At 66.2% G+C, this 18,236-nt stretch carries 15 protein-coding genes; 5 read left to right on the top strand and 10 right to left on the bottom strand.

Translation table 11 applies throughout. The features are described 5' to 3' along the window. A complete protein-coding gene (locus tag Pla175_RS16930; RefSeq protein WP_145292137.1) occupies nt 1-1,452 on the bottom strand; it encodes a sulfatase in 1,452 nt (483 codons plus the stop codon). A gap of 284 nt (nt 1,453-1,736) precedes the next feature. Here Pla175_RS16930 and Pla175_RS16925 point away from each other — a divergent pair, with 284 nt between their 5' ends. Beyond that, a complete protein-coding gene (locus Pla175_RS16925) occupies nt 1,737-3,764 on the top strand; it encodes a glycoside hydrolase family 10 protein (protein WP_197526921.1) in 2,028 nt (675 codons plus the stop codon). Nucleotides 3,765-3,901: 137 nt separating this feature from the next. Here the strand turns inward: Pla175_RS16925 and Pla175_RS16920 are convergent, their stop codons facing one another. The 5 genes from Pla175_RS16920 to Pla175_RS16900 form a co-directional block, all read right to left on the bottom strand. Next, nucleotides 3,902-4,642, bottom strand: a complete 741-nt coding sequence (locus Pla175_RS16920; RefSeq protein ID WP_145287729.1) for a hypothetical protein — start codon at nt 4,640-4,642, stop codon at nt 3,902-3,904. Between the two features lie 128 nt (nt 4,643-4,770). After that, nucleotides 4,771-5,856, bottom strand: a complete 1,086-nt coding sequence (locus Pla175_RS16915; RefSeq protein WP_145292136.1) for a DUF1559 domain-containing protein — start codon at nt 5,854-5,856, stop codon at nt 4,771-4,773. A 21-nt stretch (nt 5,857-5,877) separates the two neighbouring features. Beyond that, nucleotides 5,878-7,491 (bottom strand): SpoIID/LytB domain-containing protein, encoded by a 1,614-nt coding sequence (locus Pla175_RS16910; protein ID WP_145287726.1) that lies wholly within the window; start codon nt 7,489-7,491, stop codon nt 5,878-5,880. A 51-nt stretch (nt 7,492-7,542) separates the two neighbouring features. After that, the gene (locus Pla175_RS16905) at nt 7,543-8,742 is read right to left on the bottom strand and encodes a hypothetical protein (protein WP_145287723.1); all 1,200 of its coding nucleotides are present in this window, start codon (nt 8,740-8,742) and stop codon (nt 7,543-7,545) included. A 299-nt stretch (nt 8,743-9,041) separates the two neighbouring features. Continuing rightward, nucleotides 9,042-9,371, bottom strand: a complete 330-nt coding sequence (locus Pla175_RS16900) for a hypothetical protein (RefSeq protein ID WP_145287720.1) — start codon at nt 9,369-9,371, stop codon at nt 9,042-9,044. Between the two features lie 177 nt (nt 9,372-9,548). On the opposite strand from Pla175_RS16900, the gene Pla175_RS16895 reads away from it, so the two are divergent. Next, entirely contained in the window at nt 9,549-9,752 is a 204-nt protein-coding gene (locus tag Pla175_RS16895; protein ID WP_145287717.1) for a hypothetical protein, read from the top strand. On the opposite strand, the gene Pla175_RS16890 is transcribed toward Pla175_RS16895, so the two are convergent. Next, nucleotides 9,742-10,773, bottom strand: a complete 1,032-nt coding sequence (locus Pla175_RS16890) for a fatty acid desaturase family protein (protein WP_145287714.1) — start codon at nt 10,771-10,773, stop codon at nt 9,742-9,744. The two genes, Pla175_RS16895 and Pla175_RS16890, sit on opposite strands and share 11 nt — an antisense overlap. Nucleotides 10,774-11,055: 282 nt before the next feature. Beyond that, nucleotides 11,056-12,009, bottom strand: coding sequence for an IS110 family RNA-guided transposase (locus tag Pla175_RS16885; RefSeq protein ID WP_145287710.1), 954 nt, complete (start codon nt 12,007-12,009; stop codon nt 11,056-11,058). A 1,123-nt stretch (nt 12,010-13,132) separates the two neighbouring features. Between Pla175_RS16885 and Pla175_RS16880 the strand changes: the two genes are divergently transcribed. From Pla175_RS16880 to Pla175_RS16870, 3 genes are all read left to right on the top strand, one after another. Next, on the top strand, nt 13,133-14,086 hold the full coding sequence (locus Pla175_RS16880; RefSeq protein WP_145283687.1) for an IS110 family RNA-guided transposase: 954 nt from the start codon (nt 13,133-13,135) through the stop codon (nt 14,084-14,086). Between the two features lie 576 nt (nt 14,087-14,662). Beyond that, nucleotides 14,663-15,562, top strand: a complete 900-nt coding sequence (locus Pla175_RS16875; RefSeq protein WP_145284889.1) for a hypothetical protein — start codon at nt 14,663-14,665, stop codon at nt 15,560-15,562. A gap of 289 nt (nt 15,563-15,851) precedes the next feature. Continuing rightward, nucleotides 15,852-16,463, top strand: coding sequence for an IS66 family transposase (locus Pla175_RS16870; RefSeq protein WP_197526920.1), 612 nt, complete (start codon nt 15,852-15,854; stop codon nt 16,461-16,463). 435 nt (nt 16,464-16,898) lie between these two features. Here Pla175_RS16870 and sucD read toward each other — a convergent pair whose 3' ends face one another. Continuing rightward, nucleotides 16,899-17,789 carry a succinate--CoA ligase subunit alpha gene (gene sucD / locus Pla175_RS16865; protein WP_145287704.1) on the bottom strand — a complete coding sequence of 297 codons (891 nt, stop codon included), beginning with the start codon at nt 17,787-17,789 and terminating at the stop codon, nt 16,899-16,901. A 67-nt stretch (nt 17,790-17,856) separates the two neighbouring features. Further along, complete coding sequence (locus Pla175_RS16860; protein ID WP_145287701.1) at nt 17,857-18,234, bottom strand: four helix bundle protein; 378 nt, start codon at nt 18,232-18,234, stop codon at nt 17,857-17,859. Nucleotides 18,235-18,236 lie beyond the last annotated feature (2 nt).

Below are 18,236 nucleotides of genomic sequence, written 5' to 3'. Positions count from 1 at the left end.
CTACGGGCTATCCGCGAGTGGGGTTTGCGCCAGCCCCTGCGGGGCCCGCCTAGCGTCGGCGACACGCTCGCGGAGCCGGTCCGCCAGCCCGCGCTGGGCGGCTTCGTGGGCGGGGTCGCCGGCCAGGTTGGTCAGCTCTTGGGGGTCGGTCTGGTGGTCGTACAGCTCCCGCCCGTCGCGGCCCGCTTCGCCCCACTCGGTGTAGCGGTAGCGTGGGGTCCTCAGGCTGTACCCCGAGACGCGCCGGCCCAGGACGATCTTGGTGAGCGCGTCGCTGCGCGCCTGGGCGGCCGGGTCGGCCAGCACGCCGGTGAGGGAGGTCCCGCTGAGGAACGCCGGCGGCCGGAGCCCGCACGCCTCGGCCAGCGTGGGGTAGAGGTCGACCAGCTCAACCGGCGACCGGGCCGACCCCGCCACGGCGCCTCCGCCGGGCAGGCGGATCACCAGCGGCACGCGCGCGGCGTTCTCAAACAGCGTCATCTTCTGGTAGTGCCCGTGCTCTCCCATGTGGTAGCCGTGGTCGGACGTGAACACCACGATCGTGTTGTCTGCCAGCCCGGTGCGCTGCAGCGCGTCTAGCACCCGGCCGACCTGGGAGTCGACGAAGGTGATCGATGCGTAGTAGGCGCGGATTGCTTGCGAGGCCAGCTCGTCCGCCAGGTTGCGCTGCCCCTTCTGCCGCGCCATGCACTCTTGGGCCGGTTTGGGGAGGGCCGCGCGGTAGCCGGCGGGGGTCGACGGGATGCGGATCTGGTCGAGCGGGTAGCGGTCGAAGAACGGCTTGGGCGCCACGTACGGCGTGTGCGGCCGGTAGAAGCCGACGGCCAGGAAGAAGGGCCGACCGCTCTGGGCGTACTCTTCGAGCATCTCGACGGCCCGCGTGGCGCCGACGCCGTCGGTTTGTTCTTCCGCGGCGCCGTCCTGCGCCATCCAGCTCAGCGCGGCGCCGAACTGGCCCGGAACCACCGAGAAGATCTTTGACTCTTCGCGTTTGTCCCGGCCGATGGGGTTGAAGGTGCGGTCCCAGGAGGCGGGGTCGTCGTGCCCCTGGGTCCCGATGTCGGCCGGCACGTTGTAGTGGTACAGCTTGCCGACCCGCGCGCTCTGGTAGCCGTGCTGCTGGAAGAGCTGCGGGAGCGTCTGCACGCCAGGCAGCGTTTGGCGTACGCGGATGCGGTTGGCCTCGATGAGGGTCTGGTCGGAGTACAGCCCGCACATGAAGGAGGCCCGGCTGGGGCCACAGAGGGGAAACTGGCAGTAGGCGCGCTCGAACAAGACGCCGCCGGCGGCCAGCCGGTCGATGTTGGGAGACTCGACCAGCGGGTGGCCGTAGCAGCCGAGGTCGCAGTTCAGGTCGTCGCAGACCACCAGCAGCACGTTGGGCTTATCCGCGGCGTCAGCGGGGGCGCAGTACGCCAAGCAGCAGACAGCAATGAGGCACTTGCTACGCATCACGGTGGGGCTCTCCTGATTCGGACTGGAACGCCGTTGCAGACAACGAAGAGGGGATAAGTCGACGCGCCGACGCCGCTCGCGATGCGGCAACGCGCTACAGACATCGTAGCACGACCGCCGCGTGGTTGGGCGGCCCGGGCGTTGACGGTTTGAAGAACACGATGGGGGGCGACCCGCATGGTTATGCGCAGCGGCTTCTCGCGGTCGCGCACAGGCCGCTCGGCGTTTGTAGCGGCCGCGTAGAATCAGGGTTTAGAAACCGCCCTGGTGAGAACAGCTTGATGAGGTTGAAAACGATCGCGTGGGCCCTGGCCGTGTGTGGGACCGCTTGTTGCGGCGCGGGCATCGCCAGGGGGGAGGGCTTCGCCGACTTCCGCGGGATGTGGGTCTCCCGCTTCGAGTACAGCAGCACGAGCCCCGCCAGCGTGCAGCAGATCATGGCCAACGCCGCCAGCCTGGGGGTGACCGACGTGCTCTTCCAGGTGCGGGGCCGGGCCGACGCGTACTACGACAGCGCGTTCGAGCCGCGGGCCCAGGGGCTTTCGGCCGGTTTTGACCCGTTGCAGACGGCCATCGACGCGGCCCACGCCAACGGCATGAAGCTGCACGCGTGGATCAACACCATGCCGCTGTGGCAGGGCGCCTCGCCGCCCACCAGCCCCTCGCACCCGTACTACAACACCGACCCTTCGTTCCGCCTGTACGACATCAACGGCGTCCCAGAGAGCATCGCGGCGCCGTACGGATCGTACGCCACCGTGAATCCGTTGCTGCCGGAGGTGCACACCCACATCAACAGCGTGGTGCAGGACATCGCCAGCAACTACGCGGTGGACGGCGTCCACCTCGACTACATCCGCTGGGTCGGGGGCCTGGGCTTCGACACGCTGCCGCACGACGCACAGTCGCACACGCTCTTCAATCAAGCGACGGGCCTCGACGGGACGAACCCCGCCAATGCCGCGGCCTACCGCGGGTTCATCAAGGATCGGATTACTGACCTGGTGGGGAGCCTGAAGACGACGGTCGACGGCGTCGAGCTGGCTTCGGGCAGGGCGATCGACCTGTCCGCCGCGGTGTGGCGCGACCCGGACATCGCGGAGAACGACTACCTGCAGGACTACCGCACCTGGCTGGAGCAGGACCTGCTGGACATCGCGATGCCGATGATCTACCTCAGCTCTTCCAACGCGAACCTGCTGCAGCCGAACCTGCTGAACACGCTGAACATCCCCACCAACACACAGATCGCCCCGGGGCTGGGGGTGTACTTGCAAACCGCCAACGCCGGCGGAGTCGACCTGACGATCACCCAGCTCGAGCAGCTACGCACGCTGGGGGCCGACGGCGCCACGCTTTACAGCTACAGCAGCTTCTTCGGCAACGACCCGCTGGCCGCGGCGCGGCGGGAGGCCGTAACGCAGTACTACGCCAACCTGCCCGACCCCAATCAGCCGGGGGACGACGGCTTCTTGGACCCGAACGCGACCATCGTCACCGACTTTGAGTCGGGCGAGGGGTACTTTGGCACTTCCCCCACCCTCTCGGGGAGCAACCAGGGGATTAACAGCGCCAGCGCGGATCGGACCACCTCCCAGGCCCACCTGGGGGAGGCCTCGCAGGTGATCACTATCGACGGCAGCAACTCCGGCTGGTTCCTACGCCACTTGGCGGGGACCGGACCCGGGGGCGCGGCGTCGCCCAGCGGGAACCTGCCGCTGACTTCGGAGGGCTCGGTCGGCTTCTGGCTGAAGACCGACACCCCCGGCCTGAGCGTGCAGGTAGCGGTCGACGACCCGGGCACCGCCGATCGCGGGCTGCTCAAGGCCATCGTGGCCGACGGCCAGTGGCGGCTGTACGAGTGGGACCTGGCCGACGACTCGCAGTGGGAGGGCTGGGTCGCCGGCGACGGCCTGATTTCCGGCGCCACGGTGACGCTCGATTCTATCCAGTTCTACGGCGCCGGCGACGCGGTGATCTACCTCGACACGGTGGCCCACAACCCGCTGGGGAGCCTGCTGGTTCCCTTTGTTGCGGGGGACTACGACCGCAACGGCCTGGTGGACCCTGAGGACCTGGCCGCCTGGCGGACGCAGTTCGGCCAGAGCGTAACGCCGGGCGCCGGCGCGGACGGCAACGGCGACGGCGTGGTAGACGCCTCGGACTATACCGTGTGGCGCGACGCCCAGGCCGGCCTCGGTGCGGCGGCCGCCGCCGCCGTGCCGGAGCCTGCCGCGTGCGTCGTGGCCGGCATCGCCGTTGGCCTGGTTCTGCTGGGGCGGCGACGCGGCGTCGCTGGCCGCGGTTAGCCGCGCCGGCTCGGACGGCCCGCCGTGAACCACCGCCCGCGGCGGTTCTTACGATCGGCCCGGCGGGCGCAAAAAAAGACGCCCCGGCGACCGTGTCGCCGGGGCGTTGTTCAGCACGAAGCAAGCGGGGCTGCCCCTCAACGCTTGCGACGCACGACCGCCAAAGTGCTGAGCATCGCGAGGGCGGCGATGCCGATGGACGCGGGCTCGGGGACCGGGGCGCCCGGAACGAGCTCGAACATCACCGCGGTGGCGCGCATGGAGACAAACGTGTTGCTGCCAGCGGTTTGGGCTAGTGTGTAGGTCGTCGAGGCATCGAGCGAGGCCGTTCCCACGAGAACCCACTCTCCTCCGGCGAAGGTCTGACCGTTCGCTGGGTCCACAAAGCCATTGACCGAGTTCTGGTCCACGGCCGTTGTGAACAGGGCGCCGCCGCCGCCGGAAAGCGAGAACGTTGTCAGTCCTCCACTAATCGAATTTGTGATCGGCCAGGTGGCGTACACGTTGTACTGCCCGGTGCTTCCGCCTGCCAAACCAGAAGCGAGGTCTCCGTCATCATTCAAGGCGGCGCCGGCGGCGAGGGCTAGATTATCGGCATCGGTTCCTGGGGTGTACGTGTAGAGGTACGTGTCCAGGGAATTGGCGCCGTTACCGCCGAAAATGCTATTGCCTGGGCCCAACCCAACAGTGGCCGAGGTAGAGCTGAAGCTCGCGCTCGTGGTGTCGCCGCCGAACCCGAAGTTCGTTGTGTTGAAAGTTCCAGCCGAAGGGCTATTGGTAACCCCATCGACGTCGATCTGAATCAGGAACGCGGCATCGGCCGCCGGGGCCATCGCCGCGGCCGCGGCGATGGTGAGAAGTACGCGGGTCGTCTTCATGAGGTCTCTCCCAAGTAAAGTAGTGCGCCGGGGCGCGGAACTCGTTAACGCTTCTTGTTTCAGGTTAGTCGCGGCGGCTAGGGGGTTCCCTGCGCGGGGCGCAGGGGGTTCTCGCCATCGCGCAGGCGTTAGTTTTGCGAAACCACCTCTTCGCCGTTGCGCGAGGCCTTGGCGACGTACAGCAGCATGTCGACGTCGTCCGTCACATACTCGACGCTGCCGTCGGCGTGAGCGAACAGGGCCCCGCCCGGGTGGGCGCTGCCGAACGGCAGGTTGTTTAGCTGCATCGTCTTGGGCGAACCGGTGATGAAGTCGGGGCGGTCGTCGTCCTCGTGGTAGGTGTAGTAGCCGACCGTTTGGAGGTTCGGGTTGGGCGGGTAGCGGAAGTCGATGTTCCTCGTCGAGAAGACGAACGACTTGCCCAGGAGCTCCTTCGGGGGGATCAGCACGCCGCCGGCGCCGGTGGTCTCGCGTTTGCCGGTCCACCACACGCCGATCGCCCACGCACGCAGCTGGTACCAGCCCTCGCCCAGCAAGAAGGTCTTAGACGTGCCGTCGGAGATCTGCCCGTGGCGGACGCGCCCCAACAGCGGCATGACGCCGTCTTTGTTGATGTGGCCGTTGTCGGTCGTGCCGTCTGCTTCCTTCAGGTAGTCGCTGTTGGGGGTCCGCGCGGTCGTGGGGAGCACCGTGTTGGCGCGGCTGCTGGCCGAGCCGGCGATCGCGTAGTAGGTGCAGGCCGGCAGCTCGCCGGTCGTCTGCAGCATGTCGATGGCGTTAGGATCGCTGGGGCAGCGGAACAGCTCGGTGACCCCCTTGCTCATGTTCACCAGGTCGTAGGCCTGGAACGGGTTGTTCGGCGTGGACGCGTTCCGCTTGTCGATCTCTTGCCCGAGCTGCTGGGCGAGGGCCGACTCCTCGATGTAGGGCAGCACCAACACGTTCCAGCTGAACCCGTTGTTGCCGCTGCCGCTCTTGCCGCTGTACTCGGCGCCCGGCGGGAACCGGCCGTTGGTGGACTCGTAGTTCATGCACGCCAGCGCGTGGTTCCGCAGGTTGTTCTGGCAGCTGCTGCGTCGCGCCGCCTCGCGCGCCGCCTGCACCGCGGGCAGCAGCAGCGCCACCAGGATTCCGATGATAGCGATCACCACCAGCAGCTCGACCAGGGTGAAGGCGTTCGGCTTGTTCGTTCGGCCGGTGTAGGTCGTTCCCATCGTATGCCCTTCGTGGCTGGGTTAGTTCTGGTTCGTGCGCGGGTGCAGACGCCCCGCGTGGCCCGCCGCGCCCGCGGCGACGAGCAGCAGCGCCAGCGAGGAGGCCTCGGGCACGGCCGCGCCCACCGCCGACACGCCGCCGGCGGAGAAGTTGTTCTTCCACAAGGCGTAGTCTTCGAAGTTGACGAAGTTGTCGCCGTTGCCGTCGGCGGGCAGGTTGGGGCCCGTCTCGCCGAACGAGTCGCGCCACACCGTGTAGTCGGCGGCGTCGACAAAGCCGTCCGCGTTGAAGTCGCCGATCGCGGCGGCGACGAACTCGGCCGTGGGCTCCCAGTACACGGTGTCTAGGAACACCACCGCGTCGCTGGCGCCGAACAACTGGATGGAATCGAGCGACACCAGCGCCCCGTCGATCTGCCCGTTGCCGCCGGCCAGCCACGCCTCCCAGTCGGCGTTGCGGTCGAGGAACCAGCGGTACTCGTGCCACTGGCCGTCGGCTACCACGCTGCGGAGCACGCCGCGGTCGGCGGTGGTTGGGTCGTCCAGGGCGATCGAGACGCTCAGCCCCGGCGTGTCTGTCTTGAGCCACAGCCCGACGGCGCCGGTCGACTCGAACTGCAGGTTGGCCACGGCGCTGGCCGCGTTGTTGGAGCCGCCGAAATCGCTGAACCTGGCGCCCGCTACGTGGCGGAGCACAAAGTCGCCGCCGGCAGACTCGTCGTACTGGATGTCGATCCGCTGGCTGTGGCCGCCGGACTGGGCCGCCAGCGACGAGCGTTCCGCGGTGGAGCCGGCGATGTTGGCGGTGGTGGTGCCGGAGAAGTCAGGGGCCCGGTTGAAGTACCCCTCGTGCCCCTCGATCACCCGGCCGGAGCGCTCGCCGTAGTTGTCGAAGTCGGTCAGCACCTTGCGGTCGTACACGACGCCCGTGCCCGCGGTCGTGGCGGTGCGGAGCTGGATGTCGGCGCCGTAGAAGTACTTGAGGATGTCGACGTAGGAGACGCTGTTGTCGGACAAGAAGTCGGCGCCGTTCTGGCTCATCGCGCCGCGGTTGGGCCAGTTAGGGTTGGTGGGGGTGCCGCGGAAGCCCAGCGGCGTCCCCAGGTTCGAGCCCCGCGAGAGGTTGTTCTCGTAGGGGTAGGTGACCCACTTCTGCGTGGTGGTGGGGTCGGAGTCACCCGGGTTGGGCACGGCGCTCGGATCGGCCGGGTTGAAGGGCCCCGTGGGGATAGCGCCCGCCACGTAGAACGCCGCGATCAGCACGTCGCCGCCGGAGAAGTTGTCGACGTAAAGGATCTCCCCCTCGGTGGCCGCGGCGGCCGCCTGGTGGATGGCCAGCGCGGAGCCCGAGCAGCTATAGACCTGATCGCTCTGGCCGTCGTTGATAAACCCCTGCAGGTCCACCTTGTAGTAGGCGAAGGTGCGGGCGGCGACCGCCTGGGCCTTGAGCGCCTCGAAGCTGGCCAGACCGTTCTCGCAGTGCACCACGTTGGGCACGTAGTCCGACTCCATCGCCACCGCGCCGCTGCCGGTGACGTTGATCGTCGACAGGGCCTGGAACTGGGCCGCCGCAGGCGCAGCCAGGGCGCCGCAGAGCGCGATCAGCAGTGGTCGGCGGGGCCCGTGGCGTAACATGCAGCGTTGTCTCGGTTCTCAAATCGAAGGGTTCTGGTACAGAGGCGGCGTCTAGCGACGGCGGCGAACCAGCCGCGCGCCCAGCGTCGACATCACCGCCGCGATGCCCAGCGTTGAGGGCTCGGGGACCGCCGCGCCGCCGATGGCGCCGACCGCCATCGGGTTGCCGAAGTTGGCGACCCACACGTCGTAGTCGCCGTTGTCGACCGTGCCGGGCGTGGTGTCGCCGGGCAGCGTGACCGACAGGCCGAGGTTGTCGCGCCACACGGTGTAGTCCGCGGCGTCGACGAAGCCGTCGTCGTTGTAGTCGCCGTCGAGCGTGCCCGTTCCAACGTCGAGGAGCGAGAGCACCACGTTGTCAAACGCCACGCCGCCCCCAGGCGAAGAAAGACCCGACGGCGAGCCGATGCGGAGGCTGTCGTAGCCGGCCACACCCGTGGTGATCAACCAAGTCTGCGACGCGTCGACGCCCATCACGTCCGACCCGGTGGTGAGCGTGGCGCCGTTGTCCAATCCGTCACGGAAGAGGTCGAGTTCAACGGTGATGGAATCGGGGGTGATGGTGGCGGAGAAGCGGTGCCAAGCGGCCCCGATGTCGGCCGGGGTTACCAAGTCGTCTAGGTCGGTCGTCCGGTCCAAGGCAGGGTCGAGCTGGAAGTACTGCCAGTTTGGATTCCGGACCAAGTCGCCGAAGACTCCGGTAAACGACTGCAGCCGGTACGCGTAACTCGTGGTGGGCTGATCATTCACCGGTGTGTTTGGCGGCGCGTTCATCGGATCAACGGGGTCGAACGTGTCCGCGTTCCAGAAACCCAGCTCGATGAGGTCGCCGGAGGTCGTGCGGTTCCGCAATCCGGCCGACATCCGCTTGTTGCCCGAAGCGTTGTCGTAGATGTCGACCGACAGCTTGATCGATTGAGACGTGGTTGGATGGATTTCGCCGCCCGGGGCCAGCCCGGTCCATTGCATCACCGAGTTGCCGACGTGGTCGACCGCGTTGCCTTCTATCCCCGGGAACAGCGAGCTGTCGGAGGTGAGGATTCCGTCGTCGGAATTGGCAGGCGCCGCGGTCCCGGTGCCGTTGCGGGGCTCCCACACGCTGTAGAGCGCCGTGTTGTCTGCAAAGCCGTCGAAGGTCTCCGAGACAAGCGTCGTGTCGGCAGCGGCCGGCGCGGCGAGCAGGGCCGCGGCCCACAGCATTAGTCCAGCCGCTAGGCGGCGATCTGAGACAAGAGAGCGGGGCAGCGACATCTTATTTTTCCTCGGGTGTCCGCCAGGGAGCCGGCGCGGGAACGTGGTCTTTCACTAGTCCGTTGTAGTTGCTGTCCAGCATTGGGTCGCACTGAAAGGCGTAGGTGATTCGCGCTTTTGCGCACGCCCCGCGGCCGGCCGTGCACCGCGACGCGGGGCGCAGGCTTACAACGCCCGCGAGAGGGGTCGGCGCAGATTTCTGCGGGTCGCCCAGGCGCGTGCGGCGGCCCGAATCGGCCGCGTCGCCGGGGCGTGGTCACCGGGATGGCGTGGCCCAGGGGCGCTTGGCGCGCCCCGCGTCAGCGGACCGTCATGCCCGTCGACCACTGGGCGAACTGCGCGTCGCGCGCCATCGGGTCGGGCGAGAGGAACACCTCGGTCCCGATCTGCCGCCCGTCGTTCAGAGAGACGCCAAACACCTCGATCGGCTGCCGCGCGGCGTCGGTGGTTTCGACCCAGAATGTGTAGACCTGCACCCAGCCAGGCCGCTCAACGGCCGACAGACGCACGTCGCGGATGGCGGCCATGTGGACGCCGTAGCCGTCGCGCCGCAGGGCGTCGCGGATCGCGGTGTCCAGGTGCCGGTCTCCCACCCAGTCGCTCAAGCGGCGCAGCAGATTGACGAACATGGGCGGGGCGGTCGGGTAGGGGGCGGTTGGCTCACCAGCGAGGACCTCAACCGTGCGATCCCCCCTGATCGTAACACCCCGCTCCGGCGGGCGTTGGAGGGGCATGGCTGGATCGTCGGGCGCGGCCCGGCGTCGGTCCCATCGTGCCCCCCTAACCATCGCGACGGAGGCGTCCCCGTGTCTACCCGAATTGCTGTGCCACTATTGATCGCCGCGGTGTGCGTGGCGCCGACGCTGTTCGGAATGGCCACGGGCCGCCGGCCTACCCGGCTGGTGTGCGGGGGCCCGTCCGCTTCCTTGGAGCGGGACGCAGCGGAGGGGCCGGACGCGTTGCTCCGGCCCACGGCGCAGCGGGCAGCGGCGGGCGTGATTACGCTCTGAGACCGCGTGAGGTCGGCTCGGGGGACGCCATCAACTCGTTGACCGCCCCGGCGTACCCCCGCGTCACGTGGGCGCGCCGGCGGTAGTCGTCGTCTTGCATCAGGTGCCGGTGCAGCCGGGCCAGGTTGGGCCCCGGGACCGACGGGAAGAGGTGGTGCTCAAGGTGGTAGTTCACCCCCACCGGGCAGACCGTGAGGCGTTCCCACCAGCTTGGCGCGACCGAGCGTGTCGCCCCCAGCTCGTCCTGCTCATCGGCCAACCCGACGTGCTCGCTGGTGGCGCGGAGGCGGTTGAACAAATTGAGCAGCGTCATGGTCGGGATGATGTACAGCAGCACTACCACCAGGGTGTTGCCGGGGGCGTAGCGGAACCCCAACGCGATGGCGGTGTAGACCGCCACGATGTTCGCCACGTACAGCACCCGGGCCCGCAGCGGAAAGGCGGGGGTGATCGGGTCGGTCATGTGCATCCAGGGCGCCCACTGCTTGACCAGCGGCCAAGCGCGGTAGGCGTTCAGCCCGGTGATCGATCGGAGCATCGTCCACCAGAGCTCGGAGCGGGTCTTCGGCCAATCAAACCACTCGTGGTCGTCGCGCTGCGCAGCGAGGTCGCAGTCTTCCTCGGTGTTGACGTAACGGTGGTGTTGGAAGTGGGTGCTGCGGTAGAGCGTGGTGCTGAGGTTCGACGGGAAACCAAGGAACAGGTCGCACACGATGTCGTTGACGGTGTGGTTCTTGAACAGCAGCCAATGGGCGCCGTCGTGCACCAGCACCCCGATCGCTTGTTGCCGAGTAGCGATCACGACCCCGGCGATCAGGTAGACCCACCAGTAGGGGAAGTAGAGGGCGCACGTCATCGCGGCGACAACCACGCCCCACTGCAGCGTGATCAGACCCACGCTCCGCCAGGGGCGGATCTGAGAGAGCCGCCGGACTTCCTCCACATGACGGGCACGCGGGAACCGCTCAACGCTGCCAGCGACGATCTCTGCGTCAGGTGGGGAGTCTGGGAGGGCTTGCATGCCGCTTTATTGTGGTCGCCCTCGATAGCATTGCAAGCAATCGCCCCCCCAGCGGCGAGCCGTCGGCGTCAGCCGCCGGAGGTTTGCGGGGCGGAAGAGAGCTGCCAGAAGCGGAAAAACTCCAGAAAGCCCTCCGGCGGCTAACGCCGACGGCTCGCCATCGTGATTATTCTTGGCGCATGCGATATTGGCTGCTCACGACTAGGGAGAATCTGGGGACACCCAACCGCCGAGAATCTGGGAGAATCTGGCGAGGGGACGAATCTGGGGACATCGGCTGTCTTAATTGTTGTCAATAGCGAGTGACGGCTCGCTCCATGTTTCGTTGTTTCGGACCATCAGGTTCAACGTGACGACCAGCTTGCGCATGACTGCCACCAGGGCGGACTTCTTGGCTTTCCCCCGCGCCAGCAGACGCTGGTAGAACGCCTGCATGCGGGCGTTGTAACGTGTGGCGACCAGGGCGGCCATGTACAGGACCTTGCGGACCATCGAGCGACCCGCGTGTGTCCTGCGTTGCCCCTGCTTCTGGCCGCTGTCGCGGGCGATGGGGGCGACCCCCACCAGCTTGGCGACCTGGCCCCGGTTGAGGCGGCCCAGCTCGGGGAGCTCGGCCAGGAGCGTCGCGGTGGTCGCCACGCCGACGCCTGGGCACGATTGCAGGACCCGCGACTTGGCCGCTAGCTGCGGGCACTGGTCCAGGACCTGGGCGATGCGCTTGTCGACCTCGCGGATCTGCGCCCGGTAGAACGCGACACCCTGGCGGATCATCTCTGCCGTCTCTGCGTCGCGCGTCTGCTGCAGGCGGTTGCGCTCGGCCCCCAGGTGCGCCAGTGCTTGGTCACGGCGGTGGACGAGCGCCTTGAGCTTCGCCTCGCTCGCGGAGGGCGCTTCGCGCGGCTCGGGCCGCACCACCTCGCCGAAGCGGGCGATCATGCGTGCGTCGAGCTTGTCGTTCTTCTCCACCATCCCGCAGCCCCGTGCGAAGTGGCGGACGTGCAGCGGGTTGACGACCGCGCAGTCGACCCCCCGACGCTCGAGCGCCTCGACCAGCAGCCCCTCGTAGCCGCCGGTGGCTTCCAGCACCACCAGTGTCTTGGCCGGGGCGACGCCGCGGACCAGCGCGTCGACCCCTTCGGGGGTGTTGGCGACGACCGTGTGCCGGCCGGTCTTAGAGTCGAACACGTCCAGCTTCGCCTTGGCGACATCGATCCCGATCACGTTCTTGTCTTTCATCGTTATTCCCTGGATAGTAAGTACGAGCTCGCGGCACGCACGCCGCGGCTCCCCCGGCTGTTCGGGTTAACAACGAAAAAGGACCGGCGATCTTGATGTCCCACGACGTCTAGGCGTCTACCCAGCACGATCTGCCGAGTCCGTGCGCCCACCGGGGCAAGCCTCCGGTGGGCGGCTTTTTCAGTCTAATTGCCTCCGGCGTACTCTCCTGAGCCGGCCGCCGATCGGGTCGCAGCAGCGACCTCCGCTCCGGCTCAACAGAGGGGGGCGCCCCTCCGCCTTCGCCCTCGCATCGGCCCCTCGATTGGGCGCAGGGCCGATGCGAGGGCGAAGGCGGAGGGGCTAAACCCACTCCCAAGAAAGAAATCAAGCAATCAAACGACAGGTGCAGTGCCTTAGGTAAGACACTACCCAGCTCGCGACAGGCTTTTAGGTTTGCCCTAAGTCGCTGTAGTGCATGGGTTTCCTGTCATTGCAACAACGACGCTTTGGATGGCTGTCCCCAATCCGGTCCGTTGGCCGTCAAGCGGCTATTGTGGAGAACGCGGCGGTTGGGTGTCCCCAGATTCTCGGTTGGGTGTCCCCAGATTCTCGCCCCCAGATTCTCGACTCGGAACGCGCGCGGCGTCCTCTTCTCCGCGTCATCACGCACTGCGGAGGTTCCCCTTGCCGATGTTTCCAAGCTGGCGTTGCCGTAGACTTGGGAGGCTGGGTAGTGTCTTACCTAAGGCACTGCACTTGTCGTTTGATTGCTTGATTTCTTTCTTGGGAGTGGGTTAAGCCCCTCCGCCTTCGCCCTCGCATCGGCCCTGCGCCCAATCGAGGGGCCGATGCGAGGGCGAAGGGGGAGGGGCGCCCCCCTCTGTCGAGCCGGAGCGGAGGTCGCTGCTGCGACCCGATCGGCGGCCGGCTCAGGAGAGAACGCCGGAGGCAATTAGACTGAAAAAGCCGCCCACCGGAGGCTTGCCCCGGTGGGCGCACGGACTCGGCAGATCGTGCTGGGTAGACGCCTAGACGTCGTGGGACATCAAGATCGCCGGTCCTTTTTCGTTGTTAACCCGAACAGCCGGGGGAGCCGCGGCGTGCGTGCCGCGAGCTCGTACTTACTATCCAGGGAATAACGATGAAAGACAAGAACGTGATCGGGATCGATGTCGCCAAGGCGAAGCTGGACGTGTTCGACTCTAAGACCGGCCGGCACACGGTCGTCGCCAACACCCCCGAAGGGGTCGACGCGCTGGTCCGCGGCGTCGCCCCGGCCAAGACACTGGTGGTGCTGGAAGCCACCGGCGGCTACGAGGGGCTGCTGGTCGAGGCGCTCGAGCGTCGGGGGGTCGACTGCGCGGTCGTCAACCCGCTGCACGTCCGCCACTTCGCACGGGGCTGCGGGATGGTGGAGAAGAACGACAAGCTCGACGCACGCATCATCGCCCGCTTCGGCGAGGTGGTGCGGCCCGAGCCGCGCGAGGCGCCCTCCGCGAGCGAGGCGAAGCTCAAGGCGCTCGTCCACCGCCGCGACCAGGCCCTCGCGCACCTGGGCGCCGAGCGCAACCGCCTGCAGCAGACGCGTGACCCCGAGACGGCGGAGATGATCCGCCAAGGGGTGGCGTTTTACCGGGCGCAGATCCGCGAGGTCGACAAGCGCATCGCGCGGGTCCTGGAGCAGTGCCCGCAGCTAGCGGCCAAGTCGCGGGTCCTGCAATCGTGCCCAGGCGTCGGCGTGGCGACCACCGCGACGCTCCTGGCCGAACTCCCCGAGCTGGGCCGCCTCAACCGGGGCCAGGTCGCCAAGCTGGTGGGGGTGGCGCCGATCGCTAAGGACAGCGGCCAGAAGCAGGGGCAACGCAAGACTTACGCGGGGAGGTCGATGGTCCGCAAGGTCCTGTACATGGCCGCCCTGGTCGCCACCCGTTACAACGCCCGCATGCAGGCGTTCTACCAACGGCTGCTGGCCAAGGGGAAAGCGAAGAAGTCCGCCCTGGTGGCAGTCATGCGCAAGCTGGTCGTCACGTTGAACCTGATGGTCCGAAACAACGAAACATGGAGCGAGCCGTCACTCGCTATTGACAACAATTAAGACAGCCGATGTCCCCGATTTGTATCGAGCTTTAGATTGCATTCGTGCTCTAAATGACAACGAAACCTCGCGGCGCGGCATGTTGTCGGCTGCGCGACGGAAAGGGGACATTCTACTTATCGGCGGCGGCCTACGGACGGATTGGGGACAGCCATCCAAAGTCTCGTTGTTGCAATGACAGGAAACCCATGCACTACAGCGACTTAGGGCAAACCTAAAAGCCTGTCGCGAGCTGGGTGTCCCCCGATTTCTCTCCAATGATAGTAAACCGATGCACTACAGCGACTTAGGGCAAACCTAAAAGCCTGTCGCGAGCTGGGTGACCCCCGATTTCTGCTCATGATTGTGGACGTGGTAAAGAGTGGAGGGGTGTTCACTGTCACGATTTCATTGAATGGCAGCATAAGCTACATGCGCAGCGGAATCGCACTTCAGAACCTCGGTGCATTCGATGTGCAATCCCACTGGGGAAGTGGGGTAGTGTTCTCAAATATGCAGACGACTGCTTATTGAGGTAGACCGCGGTGAATGATAGTTTAATCACAGGCTCCGTTGCCCGCAATTCCTGAATAGAGTATGGACATTACACACAGAGTCTTCTCGACGCTCTGCGCTACTGCTGCGATTTTCACCTCCAGCGGAGAAGTGCGTGCAGACTTGAATGCATGGACGATTCGCACCGTTGAGTGGCTGGTCGATAGCAGCGACACGATCGCCATCTACACAACAACCGATGATGAGATCGCACTCTCGCAAGTCGTTCGAGTTCTAAAAGGGGACGCGGGCGGGATAGAGCTCCCGCTTAAGGAATCGCCATCCACAAGCGGCCAACTCTGGCAGCCGCGTTCGGGTGGGCCGGCAAGACTTGTCTACGTGCGGGGGAAGTCGGAGCTGCTACAGGAAGTCCGTTTGGCAAGACCACGCTGGGGCCCGGACGCAGTACGTCTCGACTACGCCGTCTACGGCGTTTCTGAGTTCGGGGAGTTGTATCTCACTGAAGAAAGATTACTCGCCGCAATCTCGGATAGAGTCGCAAAGAGCCAGGCGCGCCCTGCGGACTTTCGAGAAACCCGGCCGAAGGTTCCTGTAGACCTTTCCGGAATGTCAAGTTTCAGCCATCTAAGCGACTTCCCATTGGAGAGCACGCAGGACACGTATCAACTCGTGGTGCCTCTGAATGCCGAGCGAAGAGAGCACTACATCGCCCTTTTGACTGATGGAGACGCCGCGGCACGCTGCATGGCTATCCAAGAGCTCTATCGTATACATGACGACGTCAGTATTGCCGCAATTCGGGAGGCGTTAGATTGCAAGGAAGCTGCTCCGGCGTTTTCACCTGGGCGTTGGCCAAATCACGGCTTACATCTTCTGACAGACAAGGACGTACGGGAAGCGGCTAGACGAATGTTGAATCGAATCGATGAGAAGGTGGGCGACGGATACCCGTCCAGCGACCCGCTGCCTCTATCGCCGTAAGTGGTTCCTGGTCGGGGCGTAGAATCGTCTCGGTCAGGGCGGATCAGATAGCCGCGCACCACCCGCCGCTAGCCAAGAAAGTCTCCCCCGGCGACTACCGTGTCGCGATCCGAGGGGGCCACTGGCGTCCTCCGACACCGACCGGCGAAGCCAAGCGAGGGACACCCATCCAGCGACGCGTCGCCGCAATCGCCGTAAGCTGTTGCTACCCAAGACGTTTAGATGCCGCTGAGGGACACCCATCAACGAGCTTGTCCTCCGGCGCCCGGCTTGTTCCGGCCTACGGTTGGTGGTCGGTCCCGATTGCCTCTACGGATACCCCACCGAAGCGGCCCTCGTGCTGGCCAGGTTCCGGGCGTTGTACGCGATCGAGACCGAGGCCGCGACGCTGCCGGCCGATGAGCGGCGGGCGCTGCGCGAGCGCGAAGCGGTCCCTCTGTGGGAATCGCTCGGCGCGTGGCTCGAAACCGACACAGCAACCCGCGTGCTCCCGACCGGCAAGTTCGGCCAGGCGCTGGGCTACCTACGTAACCACTGGGACGCGCTGCGGCTGTACCTCTCGGACGGGCGGATGCCGATCGACAATAATGACGTCGAACAGTTGATGCGGCAGATAGCCCTGGGGCGGAAGAACTGGATTTTTGTGGGGAGCGTTGGCGCCGGAGAGCGGACGGCCGACTTCTTCACGCTCGTGGCCAGCGCGGTGCGCAACGACCTGGACGTGTGGGCCTACCTTAAGGACGTGCTCGATCGGCTGTTGGCCGGAGAGACCGATTACCATCAGCTCCGCCCCGACGTCTGGCGCGCGCAGCACCCCGAAGCCATCCGCCAGTACCGCGTCGAAGAACGCCGCGACAAGGCCGATCGCAAGCAGGCTCGGCACAAGATGCGGACGGCGTGAGTGGCGCCGGCAAGCTGACAAGCCAATGGTGCTGGTGGGCGCTTACGTTGGTTCCAGATCGCATCGCCCCGACGACGACCCAGACGTGCCAGTCGTCGTAGGCCGCGTCGGCCACCGCGTGGGCCCGGCCGCGCAGCGCCGCGTACTTGATCATGTCGCCGAAGATGCCCAACCAACTCCCGAAGAGCAGGAACGCGAACATCTCGGCGGGGGACCAGCCCCACAGGGCGAGGCCGAAGATGGGGACGACGCCCGTCAGCATCGTCGAGAACGCCGAGAGCAACTCCTGCTGCACGAATCCGGGCCCGCGGCGCGCAAGGGCCGCCGGGGCGTTCCGGCGGAACCGCTCCATGTCTGCGGGGGTGACGGCGGTCATGCCGTCCGGCGACGACGAATCCGCCATGGCTCCCCCGTCAGATCCATTGCCCCGCTGGACTACGCGTTCTTCATCGCCCGTTTCAGCGCGGCGCCCATGTCGGCCGGGCTCTCGGCGACCTCGATCCCGGCGTCTTTGAGCGCGGCGATCTTGTCGTCGGCCGTCCCCTTGCCGCCGGAGATGATGGCGCCGGCGTGGCCCATCCGCTTGCCGGGGGGCGCCGTGCGGCCGGCGATGAACGCGGCGACCGGCTTGGTGACGTTTTGCTTGATGTACTCGGCCGCTTCTTCTTCGGCGGTGCCGCCGATCTCGCCCATCATCAGGATCGCCTCGGTGGCGCCGTCCGCCTGGAACAGCTCGAGGCAGTCGATAAAGTTGGTGCCGTTGACCGGGTCGCCGCCGATGCCGACGCAGGTCGACTGGCCGAGCCCGAGGCTGGTGAGCTGCCACACCCCTTCGTACGTGAGGGTTCCGCTGCGGCTGATGAGCCCCACCGGGCCCTTCTTGTGGATGTAGCCCGGCATGATGCCGATCTTGCACTCCTCGGGCGTGATCACGCCCGGGCAGTTGGGCCCGACGAGGCGGACGTCCTGGCCGGCCGCCACGCGGGCGTCGAGGTCGCGCTTGACGCGGATCATGTCCATCACGGGGACCCCCTCGGTGATGGCGCAGATGACGCGGATGCCGGCGTCGGCCGCTTCCATGATGGCGTCGGCCGTGAAGGGGGGCGGCACAAAGATCATGCTGGCATCGGCGCCGGTCTTCTCCACCGCCTCTTCCACGGTGTCGAACACAGGCCGGTCGAGCACGGTCTGCCCCCCTTTGCCGGGCGTCACGCCCGCCACCAAGTTGGTGCCGTACTCGATGCAGTTGCGGCTGTGGAACTCCCCCGCCTTGCCGGTGATGCCTTGGCAGATGAGGCGGGTTTGTGCGTTGACTAGAATGGACATGGCGGCGTGGGTGGTGCGGCTGCGCTTCGCTTTGGCTTTCAGCTATCAGCTTTCAGCGGTCAGCTATTTACGCGCGGGGTTTCGGTGGATTGGTTGGGGCGAGTTTTGCGATGAAGGTGGCGAGCATCCGTTTGATTTCTTGGACTCCACTCGCTAATCGTTCGGCTTTGTCCGACTTGATGTACTCGAGGTCTTCTGCCAGCAGGATGTGGTACTCCGACTCGGATGCCGAGCCCATCGCCATCTGGAGAAACCGGCGTAGGTCTGGGTCGCTCCCTCGCCCGCAGCCTTCGGCAATGTTTGCAGGAATCGAAGCCGCGGACCTGCGAAGTTGGCTGGTCAACCCGTACCGTTCAGTGTCGGGGAAGCGGCTAGTAGCACGATAAACCTCCATCGTAAACGCATGCGATTTCTGCCAAACGACCAGATCGCGAAAATCCTTCAAGC

It is taken from the genome of Pirellulimonas nuda (assembly GCF_007750855.1).
GTDB classification, from domain to species: domain Bacteria; phylum Planctomycetota; class Planctomycetia; order Pirellulales; family Lacipirellulaceae; genus Pirellulimonas; species Pirellulimonas nuda.
This window is presented reverse-complemented; position numbering and strand designations above follow the sequence as displayed.